This is a genomic window from Companilactobacillus mishanensis (assembly GCF_003946505.1).
GTDB classification, from domain to species: domain Bacteria; phylum Bacillota; class Bacilli; order Lactobacillales; family Lactobacillaceae; genus Companilactobacillus; species Companilactobacillus mishanensis.
On sequence record NZ_RHON01000002.1, the window covers coordinates 195,895 to 216,335 of the forward strand.

Annotated in this window: 21 protein-coding genes; 17 read left to right on the forward strand and 4 right to left on the reverse strand. The window is 36.2% G+C overall.

Translation table 11 applies throughout. The annotated features are described in order from the left end of the window. The first annotated feature begins 20 nt into the window (after nucleotides 1-20). The gene (locus EKM63_RS03545) at nucleotides 21-494 is read left to right on the forward strand and encodes an S-ribosylhomocysteine lyase (protein WP_125703782.1); all 474 of its coding nucleotides are present in this window, start codon (nucleotides 21-23) and stop codon (nucleotides 492-494) included. Nucleotides 495-591: 97 nt separating this feature from the next. Beyond that, on the forward strand, nucleotides 592-1,452 hold the full coding sequence (locus EKM63_RS03550) for a competence protein CoiA family protein (protein WP_125703784.1): 861 nt from the start codon (nucleotides 592-594) through the stop codon (nucleotides 1,450-1,452). Nucleotides 1,453-1,462: 10 nt separating this feature from the next. On the opposite strand, the gene EKM63_RS03555 is transcribed toward EKM63_RS03550, so the two are convergent. Continuing rightward, a complete protein-coding gene (locus EKM63_RS03555; RefSeq protein ID WP_125703786.1) occupies nucleotides 1,463-2,125 on the reverse strand; it encodes a DsbA family protein in 663 nt (220 codons plus the stop codon). A gap of 146 nt (nucleotides 2,126-2,271) precedes the next feature. Between EKM63_RS03555 and EKM63_RS03560 the strand changes: the two genes are divergently transcribed. Genes EKM63_RS03560 through mgtE form a run of 4 tightly spaced genes read left to right on the forward strand, consistent with a single transcriptional unit; the run spans nucleotide 2,272 to nucleotide 6,010 of the window. Further along, nucleotides 2,272-2,928, forward strand: coding sequence for a GTP pyrophosphokinase (locus EKM63_RS03560; RefSeq protein ID WP_125703788.1), 657 nt, complete (start codon nucleotides 2,272-2,274; stop codon nucleotides 2,926-2,928). Next, nucleotides 2,925-3,734 (forward strand): NAD kinase, encoded by an 810-nt coding sequence (locus tag EKM63_RS03565; protein WP_125703790.1) that lies wholly within the window; start codon nucleotides 2,925-2,927, stop codon nucleotides 3,732-3,734. Before EKM63_RS03560 ends, EKM63_RS03565 begins: the two co-directional genes overlap by 4 nt. Next, entirely contained in the window at nucleotides 3,724-4,629 is a 906-nt protein-coding gene (locus EKM63_RS03570; RefSeq protein WP_125703792.1) for an RluA family pseudouridine synthase, read from the forward strand. Before EKM63_RS03565 ends, EKM63_RS03570 begins: the two co-directional genes overlap by 11 nt. Before the next feature lie 7 nt (nucleotides 4,630-4,636). After that, nucleotides 4,637-6,010, forward strand: coding sequence for a magnesium transporter (gene mgtE, locus EKM63_RS03575; protein ID WP_125703794.1), 1,374 nt, complete (start codon nucleotides 4,637-4,639; stop codon nucleotides 6,008-6,010). 40 nt (nucleotides 6,011-6,050) lie between these two features. On the opposite strand, the gene EKM63_RS03580 is transcribed toward mgtE, so the two are convergent. From EKM63_RS03580 to EKM63_RS03590, 3 genes are all read right to left on the reverse strand, one after another. After that, nucleotides 6,051-6,689, reverse strand: a complete 639-nt coding sequence (locus EKM63_RS03580) for a copper homeostasis protein CutC (protein ID WP_125703796.1) — start codon at nucleotides 6,687-6,689, stop codon at nucleotides 6,051-6,053. A gap of 167 nt (nucleotides 6,690-6,856) precedes the next feature. Further along, a complete protein-coding gene (locus EKM63_RS03585; RefSeq protein WP_125703798.1) occupies nucleotides 6,857-7,693 on the reverse strand; it encodes an undecaprenyl-diphosphate phosphatase in 837 nt (278 codons plus the stop codon). A 26-nt stretch (nucleotides 7,694-7,719) separates the two neighbouring features. Then, nucleotides 7,720-8,739 (reverse strand): lactonase family protein, encoded by a 1,020-nt coding sequence (locus EKM63_RS03590; RefSeq protein ID WP_125703800.1) that lies wholly within the window; start codon nucleotides 8,737-8,739, stop codon nucleotides 7,720-7,722. Between the two features lie 71 nt (nucleotides 8,740-8,810). Here EKM63_RS03590 and EKM63_RS03595 point away from each other — a divergent pair, with 71 nt between their 5' ends. The 11 genes from EKM63_RS03595 to recA all read left to right on the forward strand — a co-directional run bounded on the left by EKM63_RS03595 (nucleotide 8,811) and on the right by recA (nucleotide 20,364). Beyond that, nucleotides 8,811-10,067, forward strand: coding sequence for an AI-2E family transporter (locus EKM63_RS03595; protein ID WP_125703802.1), 1,257 nt, complete (start codon nucleotides 8,811-8,813; stop codon nucleotides 10,065-10,067). 178 nt (nucleotides 10,068-10,245) lie between these two features. Then, nucleotides 10,246-10,755 carry a tRNA (uridine(34)/cytosine(34)/5-carboxymethylaminomethyluridine(34)-2'-O)-methyltransferase TrmL gene (gene trmL, locus EKM63_RS03600; RefSeq protein ID WP_125703804.1) on the forward strand — a complete coding sequence of 170 codons (510 nt, stop codon included), beginning with the start codon at nucleotides 10,246-10,248 and terminating at the stop codon, nucleotides 10,753-10,755. A gap of 13 nt (nucleotides 10,756-10,768) precedes the next feature. After that, nucleotides 10,769-11,215, forward strand: a complete 447-nt coding sequence (locus EKM63_RS03605; RefSeq protein WP_125703806.1) for a DUF1149 family protein — start codon at nucleotides 10,769-10,771, stop codon at nucleotides 11,213-11,215. 89 nt (nucleotides 11,216-11,304) lie between these two features. Then, nucleotides 11,305-13,719, forward strand: coding sequence for a DNA translocase FtsK (locus EKM63_RS03610; RefSeq protein WP_125703808.1), 2,415 nt, complete (start codon nucleotides 11,305-11,307; stop codon nucleotides 13,717-13,719). Continuing rightward, nucleotides 13,716-14,993: an EF-P 5-aminopentanol modification-associated protein YfmF gene (gene yfmF, locus EKM63_RS03615; RefSeq protein ID WP_125703810.1), complete on the forward strand. Its 1,278-nt coding sequence runs from the start codon at nucleotides 13,716-13,718 to the stop codon at nucleotides 14,991-14,993. The genes EKM63_RS03610 and yfmF overlap by 4 nt, the downstream gene beginning before the upstream one ends. Nucleotide 14,994: 1 nt before the next feature. Beyond that, nucleotides 14,995-16,239: an EF-P 5-aminopentanol modification-associated protein YfmH gene (gene yfmH / locus EKM63_RS03620; RefSeq protein ID WP_125703812.1), complete on the forward strand. Its 1,245-nt coding sequence runs from the start codon at nucleotides 14,995-14,997 to the stop codon at nucleotides 16,237-16,239. Beyond that, nucleotides 16,239-16,958, forward strand: a complete 720-nt coding sequence (gene ymfI, locus EKM63_RS03625; protein ID WP_125703814.1) for an elongation factor P 5-aminopentanone reductase — start codon at nucleotides 16,239-16,241, stop codon at nucleotides 16,956-16,958. The genes yfmH and ymfI overlap by 1 nt, the downstream gene beginning before the upstream one ends. A gap of 61 nt (nucleotides 16,959-17,019) precedes the next feature. Beyond that, on the forward strand, nucleotides 17,020-17,877 hold the full coding sequence (locus EKM63_RS03630) for a helix-turn-helix domain-containing protein (protein WP_125703816.1): 858 nt from the start codon (nucleotides 17,020-17,022) through the stop codon (nucleotides 17,875-17,877). A 98-nt stretch (nucleotides 17,878-17,975) separates the two neighbouring features. Continuing rightward, the gene (gene pgsA, locus EKM63_RS03635; protein WP_125703817.1) at nucleotides 17,976-18,554 is read left to right on the forward strand and encodes a CDP-diacylglycerol--glycerol-3-phosphate 3-phosphatidyltransferase; all 579 of its coding nucleotides are present in this window, start codon (nucleotides 17,976-17,978) and stop codon (nucleotides 18,552-18,554) included. A gap of 23 nt (nucleotides 18,555-18,577) precedes the next feature. Continuing rightward, entirely contained in the window at nucleotides 18,578-19,123 is a 546-nt protein-coding gene (locus tag EKM63_RS03640; protein ID WP_125703819.1) for a nicotinamide-nucleotide amidohydrolase family protein, read from the forward strand. Nucleotides 19,124-19,215: 92 nt separating this feature from the next. Next, nucleotides 19,216-20,364, forward strand: a complete 1,149-nt coding sequence (recA, locus tag EKM63_RS03645) for a recombinase RecA (RefSeq protein ID WP_125703821.1) — start codon at nucleotides 19,216-19,218, stop codon at nucleotides 20,362-20,364. The last annotated feature ends 77 nt before the right edge of the window (nucleotides 20,365-20,441 follow it).

Here is a 20,441-nt window from a genome sequence, read left to right on the forward strand (position 1 = left end):
TGTAAGGGAGATTTTATTTTATGGCAAAAGTTGAAAGTTTTACATTGGATCATACAAAGGTTAAGGCACCATATGTTCGTTTAATTACAGTAGAACATGGTGATAAAGGTGACACAATTTCAAACTTTGATTTGCGTTTAGTTCAACCAAACGAAAATGCAATTCCAACAGCAGGACTTCATACAATTGAACATTTACTTGCAGGATTATTAAGAGATCGTCTATCAGGCGTTATTGATTGCTCACCATTTGGATGTCGTACAGGATTCCACTTGATCACATGGGGTGAACACTCAACAACAGAAGTTGCCGAAGCATTGAAGGGTGCTCTCGACGAAATTGCTAACAAGATCGAATGGAAAGATGTTCAAGGAACAGACAAATACAGTTGTGGTAACTATCGTGACCACTCATTGTTCTCAGCTAAAGAATGGTCAAAGAAGATTCTTGAAGATGGAATCAGTTCAGATCCTTTCGAACGTCACGTTGTTTAGAAATTAAAATTTAAGGAGTTCGGGATATAGCATCCCAACTCCTTTTTGTTTGGAAAAGTTTTAATATTCCTGCGTAATTTATCTCGAGGTGAAGATAATGTACGCAGCATTAAATGATGAACAAAAATTGATCAACGCAATCGAATGTAATGGACAAGAAAGATATTTCTGCCCAAGATGTAAATTACCAGTCAAATTGATTTTTACATCTGAAACTCCATTCTTTAGACATGAAAATAAAATTGATAATGATACTAATGAAAGAGATATACATAAACAAGGTAAAAGTTTAATTATTGAGATTTTGAAAAAGCTGAGTTATCCAAACATCGAGTCAGAAGTTTATCTCAATAAAATCAGTCAGAGACCGGATATTTTGATCGACAAAAAAACTGTCGTCGAGTATCAGTGTGCCAAGATAGACGTCAATAAATTGAGTAAAAGGGTCAAGAGCTATTACGATTCAGATCTTGAAAATATTTGGATACTAGGTGGAGATTATTTGCAAAAGAATATCACCAAAGCTCATCTGAAGTTTATTTCTTATAATGTTTTTTGGGGATTCTATGTTGTGATGCTTGATCCCATCAATGAGGAATTCCAATTGTTTTATCAAATCAGATTCAATGGCCCATTCAGTAAAATAAGCAGTGGAAAAAGAATTTTTAAAGCTAGTGAGGTAACGAAGCTATTGAATTTTAAACCTCATTTGAGACCAAGTAAGAAACTGGCAATCACAGATGTCCAAGTGGAAAGGATCCAAAGATTAAACAGTCGAAAGTTCAAGAATTTCAAAATTGCTTATTATCAAAGAAATGAGCTAACAGTTGAAAAATTTCTGATTGGAAAACTTTTTACGGCATGTAAGCCAATTTATCAAAATCCACAATGGGCAGTCACTTGTGGTATGGAAAACAAGCGTCTGCATCAACCACTTTTAGACAAAAAAAGAAGATAGTTAAAATTAACTATCTCCTATATCTCTCTATATTTATAATCGAATCATTTGTATAATACTTTGACTTTGGTTCTGAAATCTGGTGTGGCATAGTTTTTTCGAGCATGGCAATCAAGTTCTCGTTAATAATTTCTTCGGAAGTTTCACTTCCAAATTGATTTATCATTACCCCTGGTTTCGTCGGATCCTCATCATCAAAAACAATAACAGTTGGTGCTTTTTCGACATGCATCTTGCAAGCTAATTCTTGATCTTTTTTGACGGCTTCTTTAACAGCGTCACCGCTTTTTTCAGTCATAATAGCTTTGTAGTCGAGACCACTTTTTTCTACAGCAAGTTTAATGGTTTCATCATTGTAAGGACGTTGATTGGTATTTACCTCTTGTTGAAGATTCATCAGTAAGTTGCGAGCCTTTTTATTTCCTTGGCAGGCAGCTGCCTTGTACAAGAGTGAGGCGTCGTAGACATCCTGAGTAACCCCGATTCTTCCTTCTAAGTCACAGGGTTTCATACCTTTCAATATCATATAATCGTTGATAGTTTCCATATTGCTGGTAGTTACAAAATGGTATTGTGTATCTATATTGTTTTTTCTAGTGAAGTCGATGATCGACTGTTCGACCTTCAAACAGAACGAACATAAGGGATTTATATACAAAAATACTTCCCACATCGCTATTTCCCTCCATCTCTTTAGCAAAATCATTCTAACAGCTATCTGGAGAAAATGTAAAACAAACGGCTTATATTTAATAAAATTATTTTTAGATGAATATTAAAGCGGTTTAGTCTATATTTAAATAGTAAAGTGAGGTCAAAATGTCTGAAATTAAATGGAATGAGTTTTTGATACCATACACGCAAGCAGTTGATGAATTGAAATTGAAATTCCGTAATGCGCGTAAAGAGTTTTTAGAAAAAAATGAGCATTCTCCGATCGAATTTGTTACTGGTCGAGTGAAGACTGTCGATAGTATTAAAGAGAAAATGCAACGACGTTATATTTCTGAAGATCTTTTAGAGCAAGATATGCAAGATATCTCTGGAATCAGAATACAATGTCAGTTTGTAGAAGATATTTATGATGTGGCAAAATTACTGCACCAAAGAGAAGATATGCGAGTTATCGAGGAACGTGATTATATCGCTAATAGCAAGTCTAGTGGTTACCGTTCATACCATGTTGTTATCGAATATCCGATTCAATTAGCAACTGGTCAGAAAAATATTCTAGCTGAGATTCAAATTAGAACATTGGCAATGAATTTCTGGTCAACTATCGAGCATTCTCTGAACTACAAGTACCAAGGTGATTTTCCTGAAGAAATAAACGAGAGGCTCAAACGAGCTGCAGAAGCATCTTTCTTACTTGATGAAGAGATGTCTAAAATCAGAGAAGAAATTCAAGATGCACAGCAGTATTTTACTGATAGAAAACGTGATGTTAATAATTCGACGGGGTCGCATAAAAAATGAAATTCTGGGTAAATAATAATAGAAAAAAGCAATCAGTTGTTGCTGCACAAAAAATAAAGCATGAGTTGATTGCTAGCGGGATGGATCTGGATCAAAAGGATCCGTTACTCGTAATCAGTGTTGGTGGGGATGGAACACTTTTGAGTACTTTTCATGCCTATGCTTCACATTTGGATAAAGTTAAATTCGTCGCTCTACATACTGGCCATCTAGGGTTTTATTCAGATTGGACAGATGAAGAGATCGATGAACTAGTCAGAAGAATAATCGCTGCACAAGAAGATATTCCTTCGACTAGCTATCCACTTATTGATGCAAAAATCGAAATGAAAGACGGTTCAACTCGTAGTGGAATTGCCATTAATGAAGCTGTTGTTCGTCGACTTTCAGCATTGACTATGAAGACACAAGTTGATATCGATGGAGAATATTTTGAAAGTTTTCGTGGAGACGGTTTGTGCTTTTCTACTCCAACAGGATCGACCGCATACTCCAAAGCTGTCGGTGGCGCACTGATCCATCCCAAAATAAATGTTTTCCAAATGGTCGAAATTGCTTCGATCAACAATCGTGTCTACAGAACAATTTCATCGCCCATAATAATTCCTCAAAATCAGGTAGTTCATTTGTATCCTCAAGATGCTGAAGACTATGTGATCAATTTTGATGGAATCATCGTTGAGTTGAGTGATGTTGAATGCATAAAGATCAAATTAGGCGAGAGTCGAGCACAATTTGCCCAATACCGTCATCGTCATTTCTGGACTCGTGTAGAAACAGCGTTTTTAGGTCAAGATGAAAACTAGACGTTATTTGAATTTTACTGTTCAAGAGTCTGATAAGAAGACCGTTCGAAAATTTTTAGTTCATCACAAGTTTTCAAGTAGTCAGTTACATAATCTTAAAAATAACGGTGGGATGGTTTTTGTAAACCATAAACAACGTCATTTTGACTTTCACTTAAAAACTGGTGATAAAGTCATTGTGGTCATGAGTTATGAGGAACCATCAGATTTGATCAAGCCAATGCCAGGTGAACTCAATGTTGTCTACGAAGACAGCTATTTTTTGGTGATCAACAAACCGCCAGGGATCGCTAGTTTGCCAGCTAAAGCATTAACAAGTAAAACGATGGCAAATATAGTAAAATATTATCTGGAATCCAAGCATGAAAATGGTACGATACATTTGGTCACTAGACTTGATCGTGATACATCAGGACTTATGGTGTTTGCAAAAAGCTCCTATGCTCACTCAATGCTGGATCAGATTTTACATTCAGAAAAGTTTCAAAAATATTATTTAGCAATTGTTTATGGTCAAATTTCACCTGAAAAAGGGTTAGTTGATCTACCAATCGGAATTGATAGTGAAGCATTTTATTTGAGAAATATTGACCACGAGAATGGTAAAGAATCAAAGACTCTTTACGAGACTGAAGAAAAATATCGTGATGGCAGCTTGATCAGACTCAAATTGTTGACGGGGAGGACCCATCAAATTAGAGTACACATGAAAGCTATTGGACACCCGATATTTGGGGATTTCATGTACAGTAAATGTAAAGAGAAACTGATCGATCGACAGGCTTTACATTGTAGCCAGTTGAATATTGTGCATCCTGTGACACATGAATTATTGCAGCTAAAAGCACCATTACCAGATGATATGAAATATCTTCGAAATACTTTAAGGGGGTGAGTCAAATATGGATGAAAATGAAAAAAAACTTCATGAAAAGTTTGATCTTTTAAAAGGATATTTGGATAAGGAAGATAATTTACGATTTAGAAAAACCTATCTGGATATGCATTTTTATGATCAAAGTACTTTTTATCTCACCTTAGATGCAGAAGAAAGACAAAAGTTATATGGAATTTTACAACCCAATGAAATGGGTGACATGTTTGATACACTTCAAGATGATTTACCCGAGATTCCAGATTTTCTTCTAGAGATGGACGTTAAATACGCTGCTGACATGTTGAACTATATGTACGATGATAATGCAGCTGATGTTCTGGAACATTTGGATAAATCACATGTTGATGAATTCTTAGAACAAATGCCAAAGGCAGATGCCAACAATCTTCGTGGATTGTTGCATTACGATACTGAGACTGCTGGTGGTATCATGACTACCGACTACGTTGAATTTAACGAAAGTATCAAAGCTGGCGAGGCGATTCAGGATCTAAGAAAATTCGCAGAGACTGCCGAAACCATTTATTATCTTTATTTGCTTGATGATCATAAAGATTTGGTCGGTGTCATGTCACTGCGTGATTTGATTTTACAAAAGCCCGAAGTAAATTTAAGAGACGTTATGAATACTGACATCATTAGTGTCAATGTTGATGAAGAGCAGGAAGAAGTTGCTAAAGTATTTAGAGATTATGAATTCTTAGCTGTTCCTGTTGTTGATCACGCTAATCATATGGTCGGAATTATCACTGTTGATGATGTTATTGAAGTTATCGATGACGAAGCTCAACAAGATTATTCTGGTTTGGCTGCCGTTAACGTTGATGAATCAGAGCATGATGGACCATTGAAAGCCGCATCAAAGCGTCTACCTTGGTTGATAACTTTGTTATTACTTTCAATGTTCACCGCAACATTAGTCAATCATTATGAAGGATTACTTGCCCAAGCAAGTATCCTGGCAGTTTTTATCTCAACAATCACTGGTACTGCTGGTAACGCCGGTACTCAAAGTTTGGCCGTTGCGGTCAGACGATTGGCCGTGGATGAGATCGACAAGAGCGATTTCTTCAAACTGATCGGTAAAGAATTATTGACAGGATTTGTGACTGGTTTTGTCACAGGGGTGTCAGTATTTTTAATAGTTGGTATTTGGAAGAGCAATTTCGTTCTTGGCTTCGTAATTGGATTGGCAATGTGTGCAGCAATTATGGTCGCCAACTTAGCCGGAAGCTTGATTCCAATGATGATGGCAAGCTTTGGATTCGATCCAGCTGTCGCCAGTGGACCATTTATTTCAACACTTAGTGATTTGACTAGTGTCTTGATTTACTTCAGTATTGCTGGAGTATTTATTTCACATTTTGTTGGATCATGAAAAAAAGAGGAAGCATTCATTTGAATGTTTCCTCTATTTTTTAACCTAAATCAATTAATTTTGTCCCGTGTAACGCGTTGACACCAAGTTCAGCAGCAATGGCATCACAATTTTCAGATGTTATCCCACCACCAGGAAGAATATCGATTTTTCCATCAACATATTTTATATAACTTTTGATGGTTGGCAGAGTACTATCGATTGAGTCAGATAAGGGACCACCGTGAGTCAAAATGCGATCAACGTCGTGGTCGATCAACCAGTCCAATGAATTCTGAAGGTGTTTATTATCAATTTCATCAAAAGCCATATTGATGACTACCTGCATGCCAGATGATGCAGCAATCATCATTTCCAAAGCATCTTCATCTAGTGCGCCATCTGGAGTCAATGCTCCAAAAGTAACCGCATCGATTCCCAACTTTTGGGCTTGAAAAATATCAGTTTCCATCATTTTTAATTCGATATCGTTATAGACAAAATTTCCTCCACGAGGACGGATCATTTCAACTAATGGGATAGATTTTTCTTGCAAGTACTTACTAGTTTCTTGAAGAACACCCAAACTGGGAGTGGTTCCGCCGACAGCCAGGTTGTCATTTAATTCTATTCTATTGGCTCCTGCCATGACGGCTTGAGGGATGTTGGTGTAATTTTCAACGGCGATTTCTTTGTACATAAATATAGTCCTCCTTGAAGTTTTAATTGAACTTAATATATATAATTTGTGTGATTTGATTAAACTGAAAATCTAATACATCGTATCATAATATAGCAAATTCATTTTTATCCTAGAATCATTTTGATAATAAAAAAACATGACTTATAAAAAGTCATGTTCAGAAATTATGCTTGTTTTAATAAGCCAAAGTAGATGATTACGATTATGGCAAGGATTATACGATACCAACCGAATGCCTTGAAGTCATTCTTCTTAATATAGTTAAGTAAGAACTTGATTGAAGCATACGCTACGACGAATGATACAAATGTACCAACGAGTAGGATTATCGTTTGATCACCAGTGAATGTATTACCATTGTGGAAATACTTTCCGATTTTCAAAAGGCTGGCCCCAAACATTGTTGGAATAGCTAAGAAAAATGAAAATTCAGTTGCAACGAATCTTGAAGTACCAATTGAGATACCACCTAAAATTGTTGCTCCAGAACGTGAAGTACCAGGAACTAATGAAAGTACTTGAAATAGTCCGATTCCCAATGCTGTTTTGTATGAAAGAGAATCTAAATCGGTAACTTGTGGCGTCTTGTTCTTGAAGTAATTTTCTACGACGATGAATAAAATACCATAAATCAATAATGTGGCTGAAATTACTTGCCAGCTAGTTAGATGTGCATCCATCCAGTCATTTAGTGGTAAACCAATTACGACAGAAGGGAGGATAGCAATCAATACTTTCAACCAAATTTTCCAAGTTTGATTTTTTTCAACTTTGTTTTTCTTCGGTGAAAATGGATTTAGTTTGTGGAAGTAAATTAAAATCACAGCCAGGATAGCACCAAATTGAATAACTACCATGAACATGTGAATAAATGCTGGGGATTCATTCAGTTTTACGAATTCATCTGCTAAATACAAATGACCAGTTGAACTGATTGGAAGAAATTCAGTAAAACCTTCAATGATACCCAAAATAATAGTTTTTATTATTTCAATGAACATATTTTTTCTCCTAAATTAATCTGAAACTAGATAAAGTGTACACATACACACTCCGGAATTCCAATATTATCTTTAGTTATTGTTAAAATTCCTTTTTTAGGATTGCGTTTAAATAGCGTTAAATCATCAGAATCTTGATTGGCTGCTAATAAATATTTTTCTGAAGGGTCGAGTTCAAAATCTCTTGGGCCTTTACCGTTTGTTTTGGCTGTACCTAATTCTTTTAAGCGACTGCCGTCTTCACTGACCTCTAATGTAGCTATGGTATCAGCACCTCTGGTTGAAGCATATAAGAATCTACCGTCCTTTGTGATACGAATTGCAGCAGTAGTATTTTTCTGTTCATCCTTTGCGACTGATGCTTCGTCCACAAGTGTTAGGCGAGAAGTCTCAGCTTCGTATTTTAGCACGAGAACTTTGGATGATAACTCACAGGCAACATAAACATATGGCTTGGTTGGGTGGAATACCAGATGTCTTGGAGCATAACCTGCTGGAGCGATATAATCGTTCAATACTTTGGGGTCAGTAGGATCAGAGATATCATAAATGTGGATCCTATCGGTTCCATAATCACAGATGATCAATTTACCGTCTGGTGTTAAAACACTGTAGTGTGGTTTTGATTGATCTTGTTCAGGTCTTGGACCAGTACCTTTGAAATTGATTTCTGACTGACGTTCGATTTTGTTATCGTCAGTTATTTTATCAATTGTTACTTTGCTTAAATGAAAATAAGCACTGAAAATCAAATTGCGACTTGGATCGAATTTAATAAATGATGGTGAATTTACTTCGTTAAATTGTTCATCTAACAATTTGGGAGTTTCGCCACTGATGTCATAAAGTACCACTCCACCTTTGTCACCTTTTTTAGCTAAGGCGACCAGTTTGAGGTCATTTGTAACATCAATATAGGTTGGACTCTCCAAATTCAAATACAATTCCGGATCAGCTAGTTCACCAGTCTCAGTATTGAGTTGAGACTTGTAAACACCCTTACCAGTTTTTCGCGTGTAACCGCTAAGTAGAACATCTTCTAGCATAAAATTTACCTCCAAACGTGTATAGTATACAGTATAATGGTAATTACCAAATATTAATACGGGGGCAAGTAATGAAAGAGACCTCAAAAAAGGGTAAAAGTTGGTTTTACCGTTGGTTTTTGAATAATCAAGCCACGGTTTTTCTGATCAATGTCCTAATTGTTTTTTTAATTATCTTTTTATTTTCAAAAATTGGATTTGTCTTTGATCCTTTATGGCAAATTTTAGGTATAACGATGCCGCCAGTTATTTTGGCTTTAGTTTTATACTATCTAATAAATCCACTAATTAATGTTTTGGAACGAAAGTTTCATGTTAACCGAATTATTTCAATTACTTTCATTTTTATCATTATCGCTGCCTTATTAGTATGGGGAATCATGTCTTTGATTCCGTTCGTTCAGAGCCAAATTGATTCGTTGATAAAAAATTGGCCTAACTATTGGGACTACTTAAATAAGAGTTTACAGAAAATGTTTGCGGATCCGAAAATGTCAGGCGTCAGAGAACGCCTTGTTGAAGCTAACACTAATCTCAGTAAGAGTGTTTCCAAGTCAATGAATGATATTCTTCCACAAACTTTTAACAATATTGGTTCTGCAGTGGGAATCGTAACAAACGTCGTTATGATACTGTTAACAGCACCATTTATTTTATTCTTTATGCTTAAAGACGATAAGAAGTTCAAACAATCTGTTCTCAAGTTTGTCCCAGATAGAGTAAAGAAATCTACTGGTGAAATGCTTTCTGAAATCAGCCAATCACTTAGCTCATATATTACTGGACAATTGACAGTTGCATTCTGGGTTGCAGTAATGTTCTTCGTCGGTTATTTGATCATTGGGCAACGATACGCATTGATACTCGGAATCGTTGCTGGGATTTTAAACTTGATCCCTTATGTTGGATCGACACTGGCATTATTGCCATCATTAGTTATTGCGGCATTTATTGCACCAGCAATGGTTTTGAAAGTCTTGATCGTTTTTGCGGTCGAGCAGACTATCGAAACTCGTGTGATATCACCAATTATTGTCGGAAACAAGATGCAGATGCACCCAGTTACGACAATCTTGGTCCTATTAGTTTCAGCTGGAATGTATGGATTGGTCGGAATGATTGCTGGTATTCCAATTTTCGCAATTTTGAAGATAATCTGTACTAGAATTTTCAGATGGTTCAAACGGAATTCAAATTGGTATTCTGCTGAAGAAGCTGAGCAGGAGGCAGAAACGGTCACAACAGCCGCGGATACTCCGGTTGAGAACAAAACAGAAGCACAAAATGATCCGGAAAAACTTGATCCTTCTCAAAAAAATCACAAATAATTCATATTTCTATTGATTGCGTGAAAATCATCGTCTATACTATTTATAAACTTTGTCATTGCTTGTTTTTATCAGAAGCAATTTTGATAAAAGCAAGTAAATAGATAAGCTTACTAACGCACGCCTTTGCTGTGATTTTCACCGAGGGTATGCGTTTTTTTATTTTAAGGAGATAATAATGACAAATCATATTGCACTTTACCAACCACTCATGCCAGCAAATACTGGAAATATTGCCAGAACTTGTGCCGGTACTAACACAAAATTACATTTGATTCGACCACTTGGATTCAGTACTGACGATGCACACATGAAGCGTGCTGGTTTGGATTACTGGGACAAAGTCGATATTAGTTATCACGACGATTTGGATGATTTTTTGAATTCAATTCCAGACGATAAGTATTTATACTTGATTACGAAGTTCTCTGATAAAACATATAGTGATCAAGACTTTAGTGATACTTCAAAAGATCACTATTTCTTATTTGGAAAAGAGACAACTGGTTTACCAGAAGACTTTATGCGTGATAATCCAGACAAGTGTTTGAGAATTCCAATGAGTAATAATATCAGAGCTTTGAATCTTTCTAATACATGTGCTTTAGTAATTTATGAAGCAGTGCGTCAACAAAATTTCCAAGGCTTAGAATTAGAACATCATTATGAACATGACAAATTAGACTAGAAGGCAAAGAAAAATGAAAACAAAAAAAGGACCAGTTTCAGTTCAATCATTTCATTACGATTTAGTTGCTCCTGACGAAGAAGTCAAACAAGATTTGAAAATCACTATCGATCATCCAGAATTGAAGGATAACAATGGCGAACCAATGGATGAATCTGAAGGAAGAATCGTTCAAGTGGTTATTCCTTTTGAGATCCACCCTCAGGGAGCACCATTTAAAGTATCTGGATTGATTGGTCAAGTTTCACAGTTGATAGACTTTCATGGTAACCCAGAAGATATTTCCAATAAGGATGTTAAACAAATTTCTCGTCCATTGGTTGAATATATCGAAACCATAACTTATCAAATAACAGCAATCACATTAAATCACGGGGTCTCACTTAACTTTTCACCTTCAGATACGGTCGAACCTAACGAAGCAATGAAGGATTTACAAAAGAAGAATAAGAAAGAGTAAAAAAAACGCAGAAATGCGCTTTTTTAGTTTCAACAGTTGTTATGTAACTGTATAATTTTTATTGATGAATAACATAAGGCGAGGTACGCATGGCTAGAAGAAAGTCTAAACAGACGCCAAAAAGAACAACAAATAAAAGTAATAAAACAAAAAATGTAAATAACACTCGATTGTTCAAATCAATATTTGGCCTAATTTTGATAATTTTATCAATCTTAGGTTTGTTTAAGTTGGGAATCGTTGGAAAATTCTATGACAATATTTATCGAATTTTTGTTGGTGACAGTTATCAAGTACTTTTGATAATTAGTATTTTCACTGGTGCTTTTCTAATTGCGACTGGGAAAATGCCAAAAATGAATCCTAAGCGAAATTTTGGATTTCTATTCACGTACTTAGGAACCCTTATTTTGTTGCACGCAATGTTGTTTACCAAGTTGAATCTTTATCACAATTATAATCTGATAACTTGGAATACTTTAAGTGCAGATATGTCCAGTTCAAGTGTCAGCCATTCAGTCGGTGGAGGGATGGTCGGTTCTTATCTATTCAGTATTTTTATGAAGCTGTTTTCTGGATGGGGAACTAATCTAGTTGCTGGTGTTTTCGTAGTAGCGGGGATTTTGATGTTGTTTAATGTAACGATGAAACAAGTTTCTGACGTTACGAAGTCACTGATGAAACATGTTCGTGATGGATTAATAAGTGTTAAAAACTCGTTTTCGGGTAGTTATACAAACTATGTGGATAACAAAAAAGCTGCACCTAAGAAACAGCCGGCAAAGAAAGAAAAGCCAATCGATCGTGAAGATGATAAATATCAAGATGTGAACAGTTTTGCTCACGGTGAAGATAAAACCCCTGAACCTGAAGCTGAATCGGATTTTCACATTGATATGCCAACCGGTCAAAAAACTGCAACACCTGAACCAGCTTCAAATACAGGTGAGGCAAAAATAATGTCAAAACCCTTCGGTATTGATGGAAATGATAAAAAAGATTTACCGACTCCACATGCTCAATTTGAACAAAAAAATGTTTCTGATGACGATTATCAATTGCCATCACCAGATTTATTGAAACAGGTCCCACAAGTTGATCAAAGTGCTGAAGTGAGACTGATCGATGAAAACAAAGATAAATTAAAACGTACATTCAAGAGTTTCGGTGTTGATGTAGATGTCAAAAAAGCTAGTTTAGGACCTACTATTACTAAATATGAAGTTCAACCTGCTATTGGTGTTAAGGTTTCAAAAATCGTTAACTTAGCCGATGATTTAGCATTAGCTTTGGCAGCAAAAGATATTCGTATCGAGGCACCGATCCCTGGTAAGTCATTTGTTGGTATTGAAGTTCCAAATAAGACTACTTCGGCTGTGTCATTTAGAGACATTACTGAGAACCAAAAGAATAAAGTTGATCCATTGGTTGTGCCATTAGGTAAAGATGTTTCAGGAAATATTATTGAAGCTGATATAACTAAAATGCCCCATTTATTGATTGCCGGATCTACTGGTAGTGGTAAGTCTGTTGCAATCAACACAATCATCACCGGTATACTGATGAAGTCTAAACCAAACGAAGTTAAATTGATTTTGATCGATCCAAAGATGGTTGAGTTGAATGTCTACAACGGAATTCCACAATTATTGATACCAGTTGTTACTGATGCAAGAAGAGCCGCTGGTGCTTTACAAAAAGCTGTAACTGAAATGGAACGCCGTTATAAATTATTTGCCGAAACAAATCATCGTAATATTGGTGAATATAACGATGAAGTTGATGAATATAACAAAACCGCACCTAAAGACAAGCAGATGGAACGACTACCATTTATCGTCGTTATCGTTGATGAACTTTCTGATTTGATGATGGTAGCTGGTCACGAAGTTGAAGCTGCCATTGTTCGTCTAGCCCAAATGGCCCGTGCTGCTGGATTGCATATTATTATTGCAACTCAGAGACCATCAGTTGACGTTATTACTGGATTGATCAAAGCAAATATTCCATCAAGAATAGCTTTCGCCGTTTCATCAGGTATCGATTCAAGAACAATTTTGGATTCTGTTGGTGCCGAGAAACTTGTTGGTCGAGGAGATATGCTTTTCCAACCAATTGGTAAAAGTAAACCAGTTCGTTTGCAGGGTGCATATATTTCTGAAGAGGAAGTCGAGAACGTCGTTAAGTTTGTCAGTGCGCAACAACAAGCTGAATATAATGAAGACATGATACCGACAGATGTTTCCGAAGAAGGCAATGAAGAAAACAGCAAACCAAATGACGAATATTGGGATGATGCTGTTGACATGATTGTTCAACAACAATCGGCAAGTGTATCGATGTTACAAAGAAGATTTCAAATTGGATACAATCGTGCTGCAAGAATCGTAGACCAAATGGAAGATAAGGGAATTGTTGGACCATCTGAGGGTAGTAAACCTAGAAAGGTATTATTAACACCAGAACAATTGACAGCAATTCGAGAAAAACAGGTGAAAAAGTGAAAGAAATCTTAGCCAAAAATGTTGTACTGAACGTAAATCAGTTGGATAAGTTTAGAACAATTAAAATTCAAATCGACTTTTTACGTCCATTGTCAAAAGATGAATCAACAAAGAGAAGATTGCTCGCCAATGTTTTGAGTAATTCATCTAAAAAATATCCAAGCTTTAAGTCATTAAATGATCGTGAAATGGAGTTGTATGGTGCTGAAATCAATGCGTACACTCGTTCATTATTAAATTTCAATGACCTGGGATTCAGTGTTGAATTTGCCGATCCTAAGTTTTTGATTGGCGATAAGAGTCAAATACAAGATAATATTGAAGTTCTATCTGAAATTATTTTTAATCCTAACCTGAAAAATACAAATGAATTCGACGACACAGCTTTTACCATCGAAAAGCGAAACATGATGTCTAATTTAGATGCCGTGGGTGATAACAAAGATCTTGTCAGTGTTTTGGAATTGTTCAAATTGGTGAATCACAACAATCCCAATAAGCAGATACCGATATTCGGTGATGCTACACAACTGGATTCACTTGAGAATTCAGCATTATATGAATATTACAAAGACGTGATCAAGAACGATATGATTTTGATCAATGTTGTTGGGGATGTTGATCCAACCGAAATTTCCAAACTTATCCGAGACAGTTTGCTTGGTCAGAGTTTGAAAAGTGAAAGAACCGATATTAAGATTCAATTACCAAACTTTGATGATTTAGTTAAATCTCCTGCAGAGAAGTTAGACCATGAATCAATCAACCAAAGTCGTTTATCTATCGCCTACGTTACTGAAAAACTTGATAAAGGATTCAGTCATTTAGCACCACAAGCCATGAATTTGATTTTTGGTGGCGATGACCAGTCGCAATTATTTTTACAAGTTCGAGAAAGAAATAGTTTGGCATATTCAGTTTCTAGTTCATACCAAGCAACAGACCATTTGTTGACCGTGCAAAGTGGATTAGATGCAAAAGATATTGATCAAGCTATTGATTTGATTCAAAAACAAATTGATTTTATGAAGAATGGTAAGTTTACAGACAGCCAGATAGAGCATGCCAAGAAGGTATTGTTTACCAGACGAGAGATTGGTTCAGATAGTATTCAGCACTACATTATGAGGAGTATCTGGGAGACTATTTATCCCAAGACATTGCTTGATGACAAATCGTTTAGAGCTGAGTTGAACAAACTAGATCGAAATAATATCCAGTCTGTAGCTGAACATATGCACCGTATTGCTCAATATGAATTGATTGGAGATTAGTATGGCGGAAAAACTACAAAAGTTTACAAAGAAATTGCCAAATGGATTTGAAATTGAAATGGTTCCACTCAAGGGATACAAGCAGATTTATAGTGTAGCCATGGCTAATTTTGGTTCAGTGAATACCAAGTTGGCAGATGGTTCGAGGTTACCAGCCGGTATTGCTCATTTCATTGAACATAAATTGTTTGCCAAACCAGGTTATGATGTTTCTGAAAAATTTGCCGAATATGGTGCTAACTCCAATGCATATACTAGTTACACTAAGACCGCTTATTTGTTTCAAACACTTGAGAACCCGTATGATAATTTAAAGATTTTGTTGGATCTATTCCAACATCCACACTTTACTGAAGAAAATGTTGCTTCGGAACGTGGCATTATCAATCAAGAAATTCAAATGTATTTGGACATGCCAGAGTGGGTCCTTGAACAAAGAATCTTGGAACAGCTATATCCAGGAGATCCAATTGCTGCTGATATTGCAGGTTCGACCGAAACATTACAACAAATAAATGCCAAGAATCTTTTAGATACTTATCGGACAAATTACCGACCAGATAACATGAGCCTAGCAATTGTTGGAGATGTGGATTTTGATAAGGTAGTCGATATTGTGGAGCAGTCACCATTCGAGACAGACAAAGGATGTCCGAAGACGGCCGAAAATAGTTTTGTTGAAATTGGTCCTGGCGCAGAAGGTAAGATGAATATCAGCCAAAGTAGATCTGCGTTCGGTATTCGTGTTGACACTAATTCACGTGGATATGATTTGGTCAAACTTCAGTATATTTTAAATATGATCATGGAAACTCTAATTGGTGAGTCTTCAGAAAATTATCAAGATATGACCAATAAAGATATAATTGACGATAGTTTTTCCTACAATGTGGTTGCAGAAAATGACTATTGCTTTATCATTATCAGTGGGTCGACTAACAAACCTGAAGAATTTCAAGATTATTTGCATAAGTGTTTGTTAGACAACAAATTGAAGGACGTTCTGACTAAAGATAAATTTGAAAGAATCAAACGTGATGCAATAGGAGCTTATCTGTTTGCCCAGAATTCACCAGATGCTATCGCAAATCAAATGGCAGAATTGTATTTTTACGATGTGGATTACTTGCAGTTAGTCCAATTGTTGGACTCAATCAGTTTGGATGAAGTTTTAAATTCAGCTGATGAAGTATTTCAGAATGATAATTTTACTTACTATAACTTATTAGCGGACGGTAAAGATTAATGTACGCATTAGTAATGGGTAGTTCTGGTGATATCGGAGCCAGTACAGCAAAGAATTTGGCAGAAAAAGGTTGGTCTCTATATCTCCATTACAATAAGAATAAAGACAGAATATTGAACCTCTATCAAGAACTTTCGGATAAGTATCCACATCAAGATTTTATTCCCGTCCAGTTTGACATGGAGTCAGATCATGTAGATAAATTGACGACTCAATTGTTTGACTTAGATACAATAATTTTTGCTCAAGGAAATACATATTATAAATTGCTAGTAGATATGGATGAAAAGGAACTAGATTCGTTATGGAATATTCATATCAAACAGCCAATATTGATTTTGAAAGAACTACAAGAAAAACTTGCACAGAAGCATCATGGTAGGGTCGTGTTTATTGGTTCGATATATGGAAAAATCGGATCAGCAATGGAAGTTGTCTATAGTACTGTAAAAGGAGCTATGACTTCATTTGCCGACGCGTATTCTAAAGAGGTAGCTTCTCTGGGTATCTCAGTGAATGTTGTCGCACCAGGTGCCGTTGACACAAAGATGAACAACGAGTTTTCTACTCAAGACTTAGAAGCAGTTCGTGAAGAAATACCAGCAAATAGGTTGGCGAACTCTTCAGAAATTGCAGAATTAGTTTCGTATTTGGTATGTATGAAGTCGAATTACTTAACTGGACAGACGATTTATTTCGCCGGTGGATGGTTATTGTAATGTCGCGAATTATTATTATGATATGGTATACTTATAAAAATTAGTTAATCGGTGGTAAGAAATGGACGAAATAGGCCAAAAATTAAGAAATGCCCGTATAAAAAAGGGTTATACAATAGATGACTTGCAAAATGTCACTAAAATTCAAAAGAGATATTTAATTGCTATTGAAGAAGGTCAATTTGATCATCTTCCTGGCGATTTTTATGTACGTGCGTTTATAAAACAATATTCAGACGCCGTTGGAATTCCCAGTGATGAGTTGCTAGAGGAATACAAAGCAGAAATCCCTGATTCACAACCTCATGAACCTAATGAAGGTAAAGACGAAGAGAAAACAAGGTCTATTTCTGACAGTTCTGACTCAATTTTTTCACGAATGAGAAATTACATTCCCCAAATCATTGTCGGTGTAATAATTGTTATTATCATTGGTGTGATTATTTTTGGAATGGTGCACAGAAGTCAAAGTTCTTCACAAGTGACAATTCCAAAAGACAATACAGAAGAATCATCTTCTTCAAAATCCAACAGTAATAGTAACAAGAAGACAACAACTACTAAGAAGAAGTCTGCATCAGAGACTAAATCAATTAGTATTAAGGAATCTGATACTAAAGGAACATATACTGTTAAGAATTTGCCTGCTGGCAAAGATGCCGATGTGGTCGTAACTGCTGATGGTGGTCAAGCTTGGATCTCATACACTGTAGGTTCAGACACAACACCAACATGGCAAGAAGCAATTAGTGATGGAGATAAAAAATCTACAAAACTTACTTCCGACACTAAGAAGTTCGCGATCCACACAGGTAATATACATAATACAAAAATTTCAATTGCCGGAAAGAATGTTGATTTAGGATCAACTAGTGATAGTTCAACTATCGTTAGGACACTAACATTTAACGTCGAATAAGGTTAAGTCTTAAAATGGTGTCTACTCAAACGGTCGGCGCCATTTGTTTATATGTACCCGAGGGTACTTCATTTTCAATAATACGGAGGGGTCTAACAATGGAGTGGAACTTACCAAATAAGTTAACTATGTTTAGAATTATTTTAATTCCAGTATTTATTATTTTATTAGCTTTTGGATGGAGCAATTGGGGCGACTTTTATATTTTAAATGATTTGATTCCGGTCAATCATGTTGTTGCAGCAATAGTTTTCATCATTGCATCTTTAACAGATTTAGCTGATGGAAAAATTGCCCGTAAAAATAAAATTGTTACAAATTTCGGAAAATTTGCTGATCCACTGGCAGATAAAATGCTAACGATGACAGCATTTGTTTTCCTTGTGGAATTAAAAATGGCACCTGCTTGGGTTATCGCCATTATCGTTTGCCGTGAGTTAGCTGTAACTGGATTAAGAATGTTAGTTCTTGAAGAGGGTGGCACAGTAATGGCCGCTCAAATGCCAGGAAAGATCAAGACAACAACACAAATGTTAGCAATTATCTTCCTATTGCTTCACAACGTTATCTTTAACCCATTTCCAATTGGTGAGATTTTCTTATACATCTGCTTATTCTTTACTTTATATTCAGGTGTAGATTATTTTATTCAAAGCAAAGATTTATTTAAAAAATAAAACGTAATTTAGAAGTGAGAACAATGGATAGAGAAAGATTTGAAGATTTTCGAGAAAAAATTGAAGCTGCCGATTTTGAAGCAGGAATTCCAGCGGAATATCAAACAATACCTCAAGACACTGTGAACATGCTGTTACTGCATAGTAAGACGATCACAGCTGCTGAGAGTGTTACTGCGGGCTTATTTCAGTCAACCATTGCTGACGTACCGGGTGCATCCGAAATCTATGAGGGTGGCTATATAACGTACTCAGATAAGATGAAAGAAAAGCTGTTGCGCATTCCTAACGGTATTATTGATACTCACACTGTTGTTAGTGCGCCTGTTGCTCAGGAGATGGCAGAATCTACTGCTAAGTTATTGGACAAAGATATTGGTATGGGCGTTACCGGTGTTGCTGGACCCGAACAGCTAGAAGGTAATCGTGTTGGTACTGTATTTATCGGAGTTTACGACAAAGATACTGACGTTGTGGAAGTTAAAGAATTCCACTTTGAAGGCAGCCGTAATGCAATTCGTAGAAAAGCTGTCATTTCAGCCTTTGTTCTCGTTCAAAGAATTGCTTAGAAAAAAAGCGAACAGATGTTTGCTTTTTTCTTGCTTTTTTGGTGATTTACTAATACTATTACTAGTGATGAAAGCATTAGGAGGAAAACAATTTGGCTAAAGATGAACGACAAAAAGCATTGGATGTTGCCTTAAAGAAAATCGAAAAGGATTTTGGTAAAGGTGCCATCATGCGAATGGGTGATGATTTGAACACCCAAATTTCGACTGTATCAACTGGTTCTTTAGCATTAGATAACGCATTAGGTGTCGGTGGATTTCCACGAGGAAGAATCGTTGAGATCTATGGACCTGAAAGTTCAGGTAAAACTACTGTTGCGCTACACGCTGTAGCCGAAGTTCAAAAAGAGGGCGGTACAGCAGCATATATTGATGCAGAAAACGCAATGGACCCTGCATATGCCACTGCATTAGGCGTTAATATCGATGACTTACTATTATCTCAACCAGATACTGGTGAACAAGGATTGGAAATTGCTGATGCCTTGGTATCCAGTGGTGCCGTTGATATTGTTGTTGTCGATTCCGTTGCTGCTTTAGTTCCAAGGGCTGAAATCGAAGGGGACATGGGGGATGCTCATGTTGGATTACAAGCTCGATTGATGTCACAAGCATTACGTAAACTTTCTGGTTCAATAAACAAGACAAAGACTATTGCTTTATTTATTAATCAGATCCGTGAAAAAGTTGGTATCATGTTCGGTAATCCCGAAACAACACCAGGTGGTCGTGCTCTTAAATTCTATTCAACAATTAGACTTGAAGTACGTCGTGCTGAACAGATCAAAGATGGTAGCGACGTTATCGGTAACAGAACTAAAATCAAAGTTGTAAAGAACAAGGTTGCTCCACCATTCAAAGTGGCTCTTGTTGATATTATGTATGGTCATGGTATTTCACAGACTGGTGAGTTGGTCGATATGGCTGTTGAGAAGGATATCGTAAACAAAGCTGGTTCATGGTACTCATATGACGATGAAAGAATTGGTCAAGGCCGTGAGAATGCCAAACAATTCTTGGTCGATAATCCAGATAAGATGGATGAGATCCGTAAACGTGTTCGTGATGCATACAATATGGATGGCAACGATGAGTCAGAAGATGGTTCTGATGAAGAATCAAAGACTGATTCAAAAAAAGATGAAACAAAAGATAGTAAAAAGACCACAAAAGCAGAAAAAAAGGATTCCGCAGAAGAAATTAAATTAGATGTGGAAACTCCTAAATCAGCTGATAAATAAAAGAAAGAGTCCAATTAGGGCTCTTTTTTTGCTTTTTGTTTGGTTGACAGAAGGAATTTATTCTATAATATAAAGTT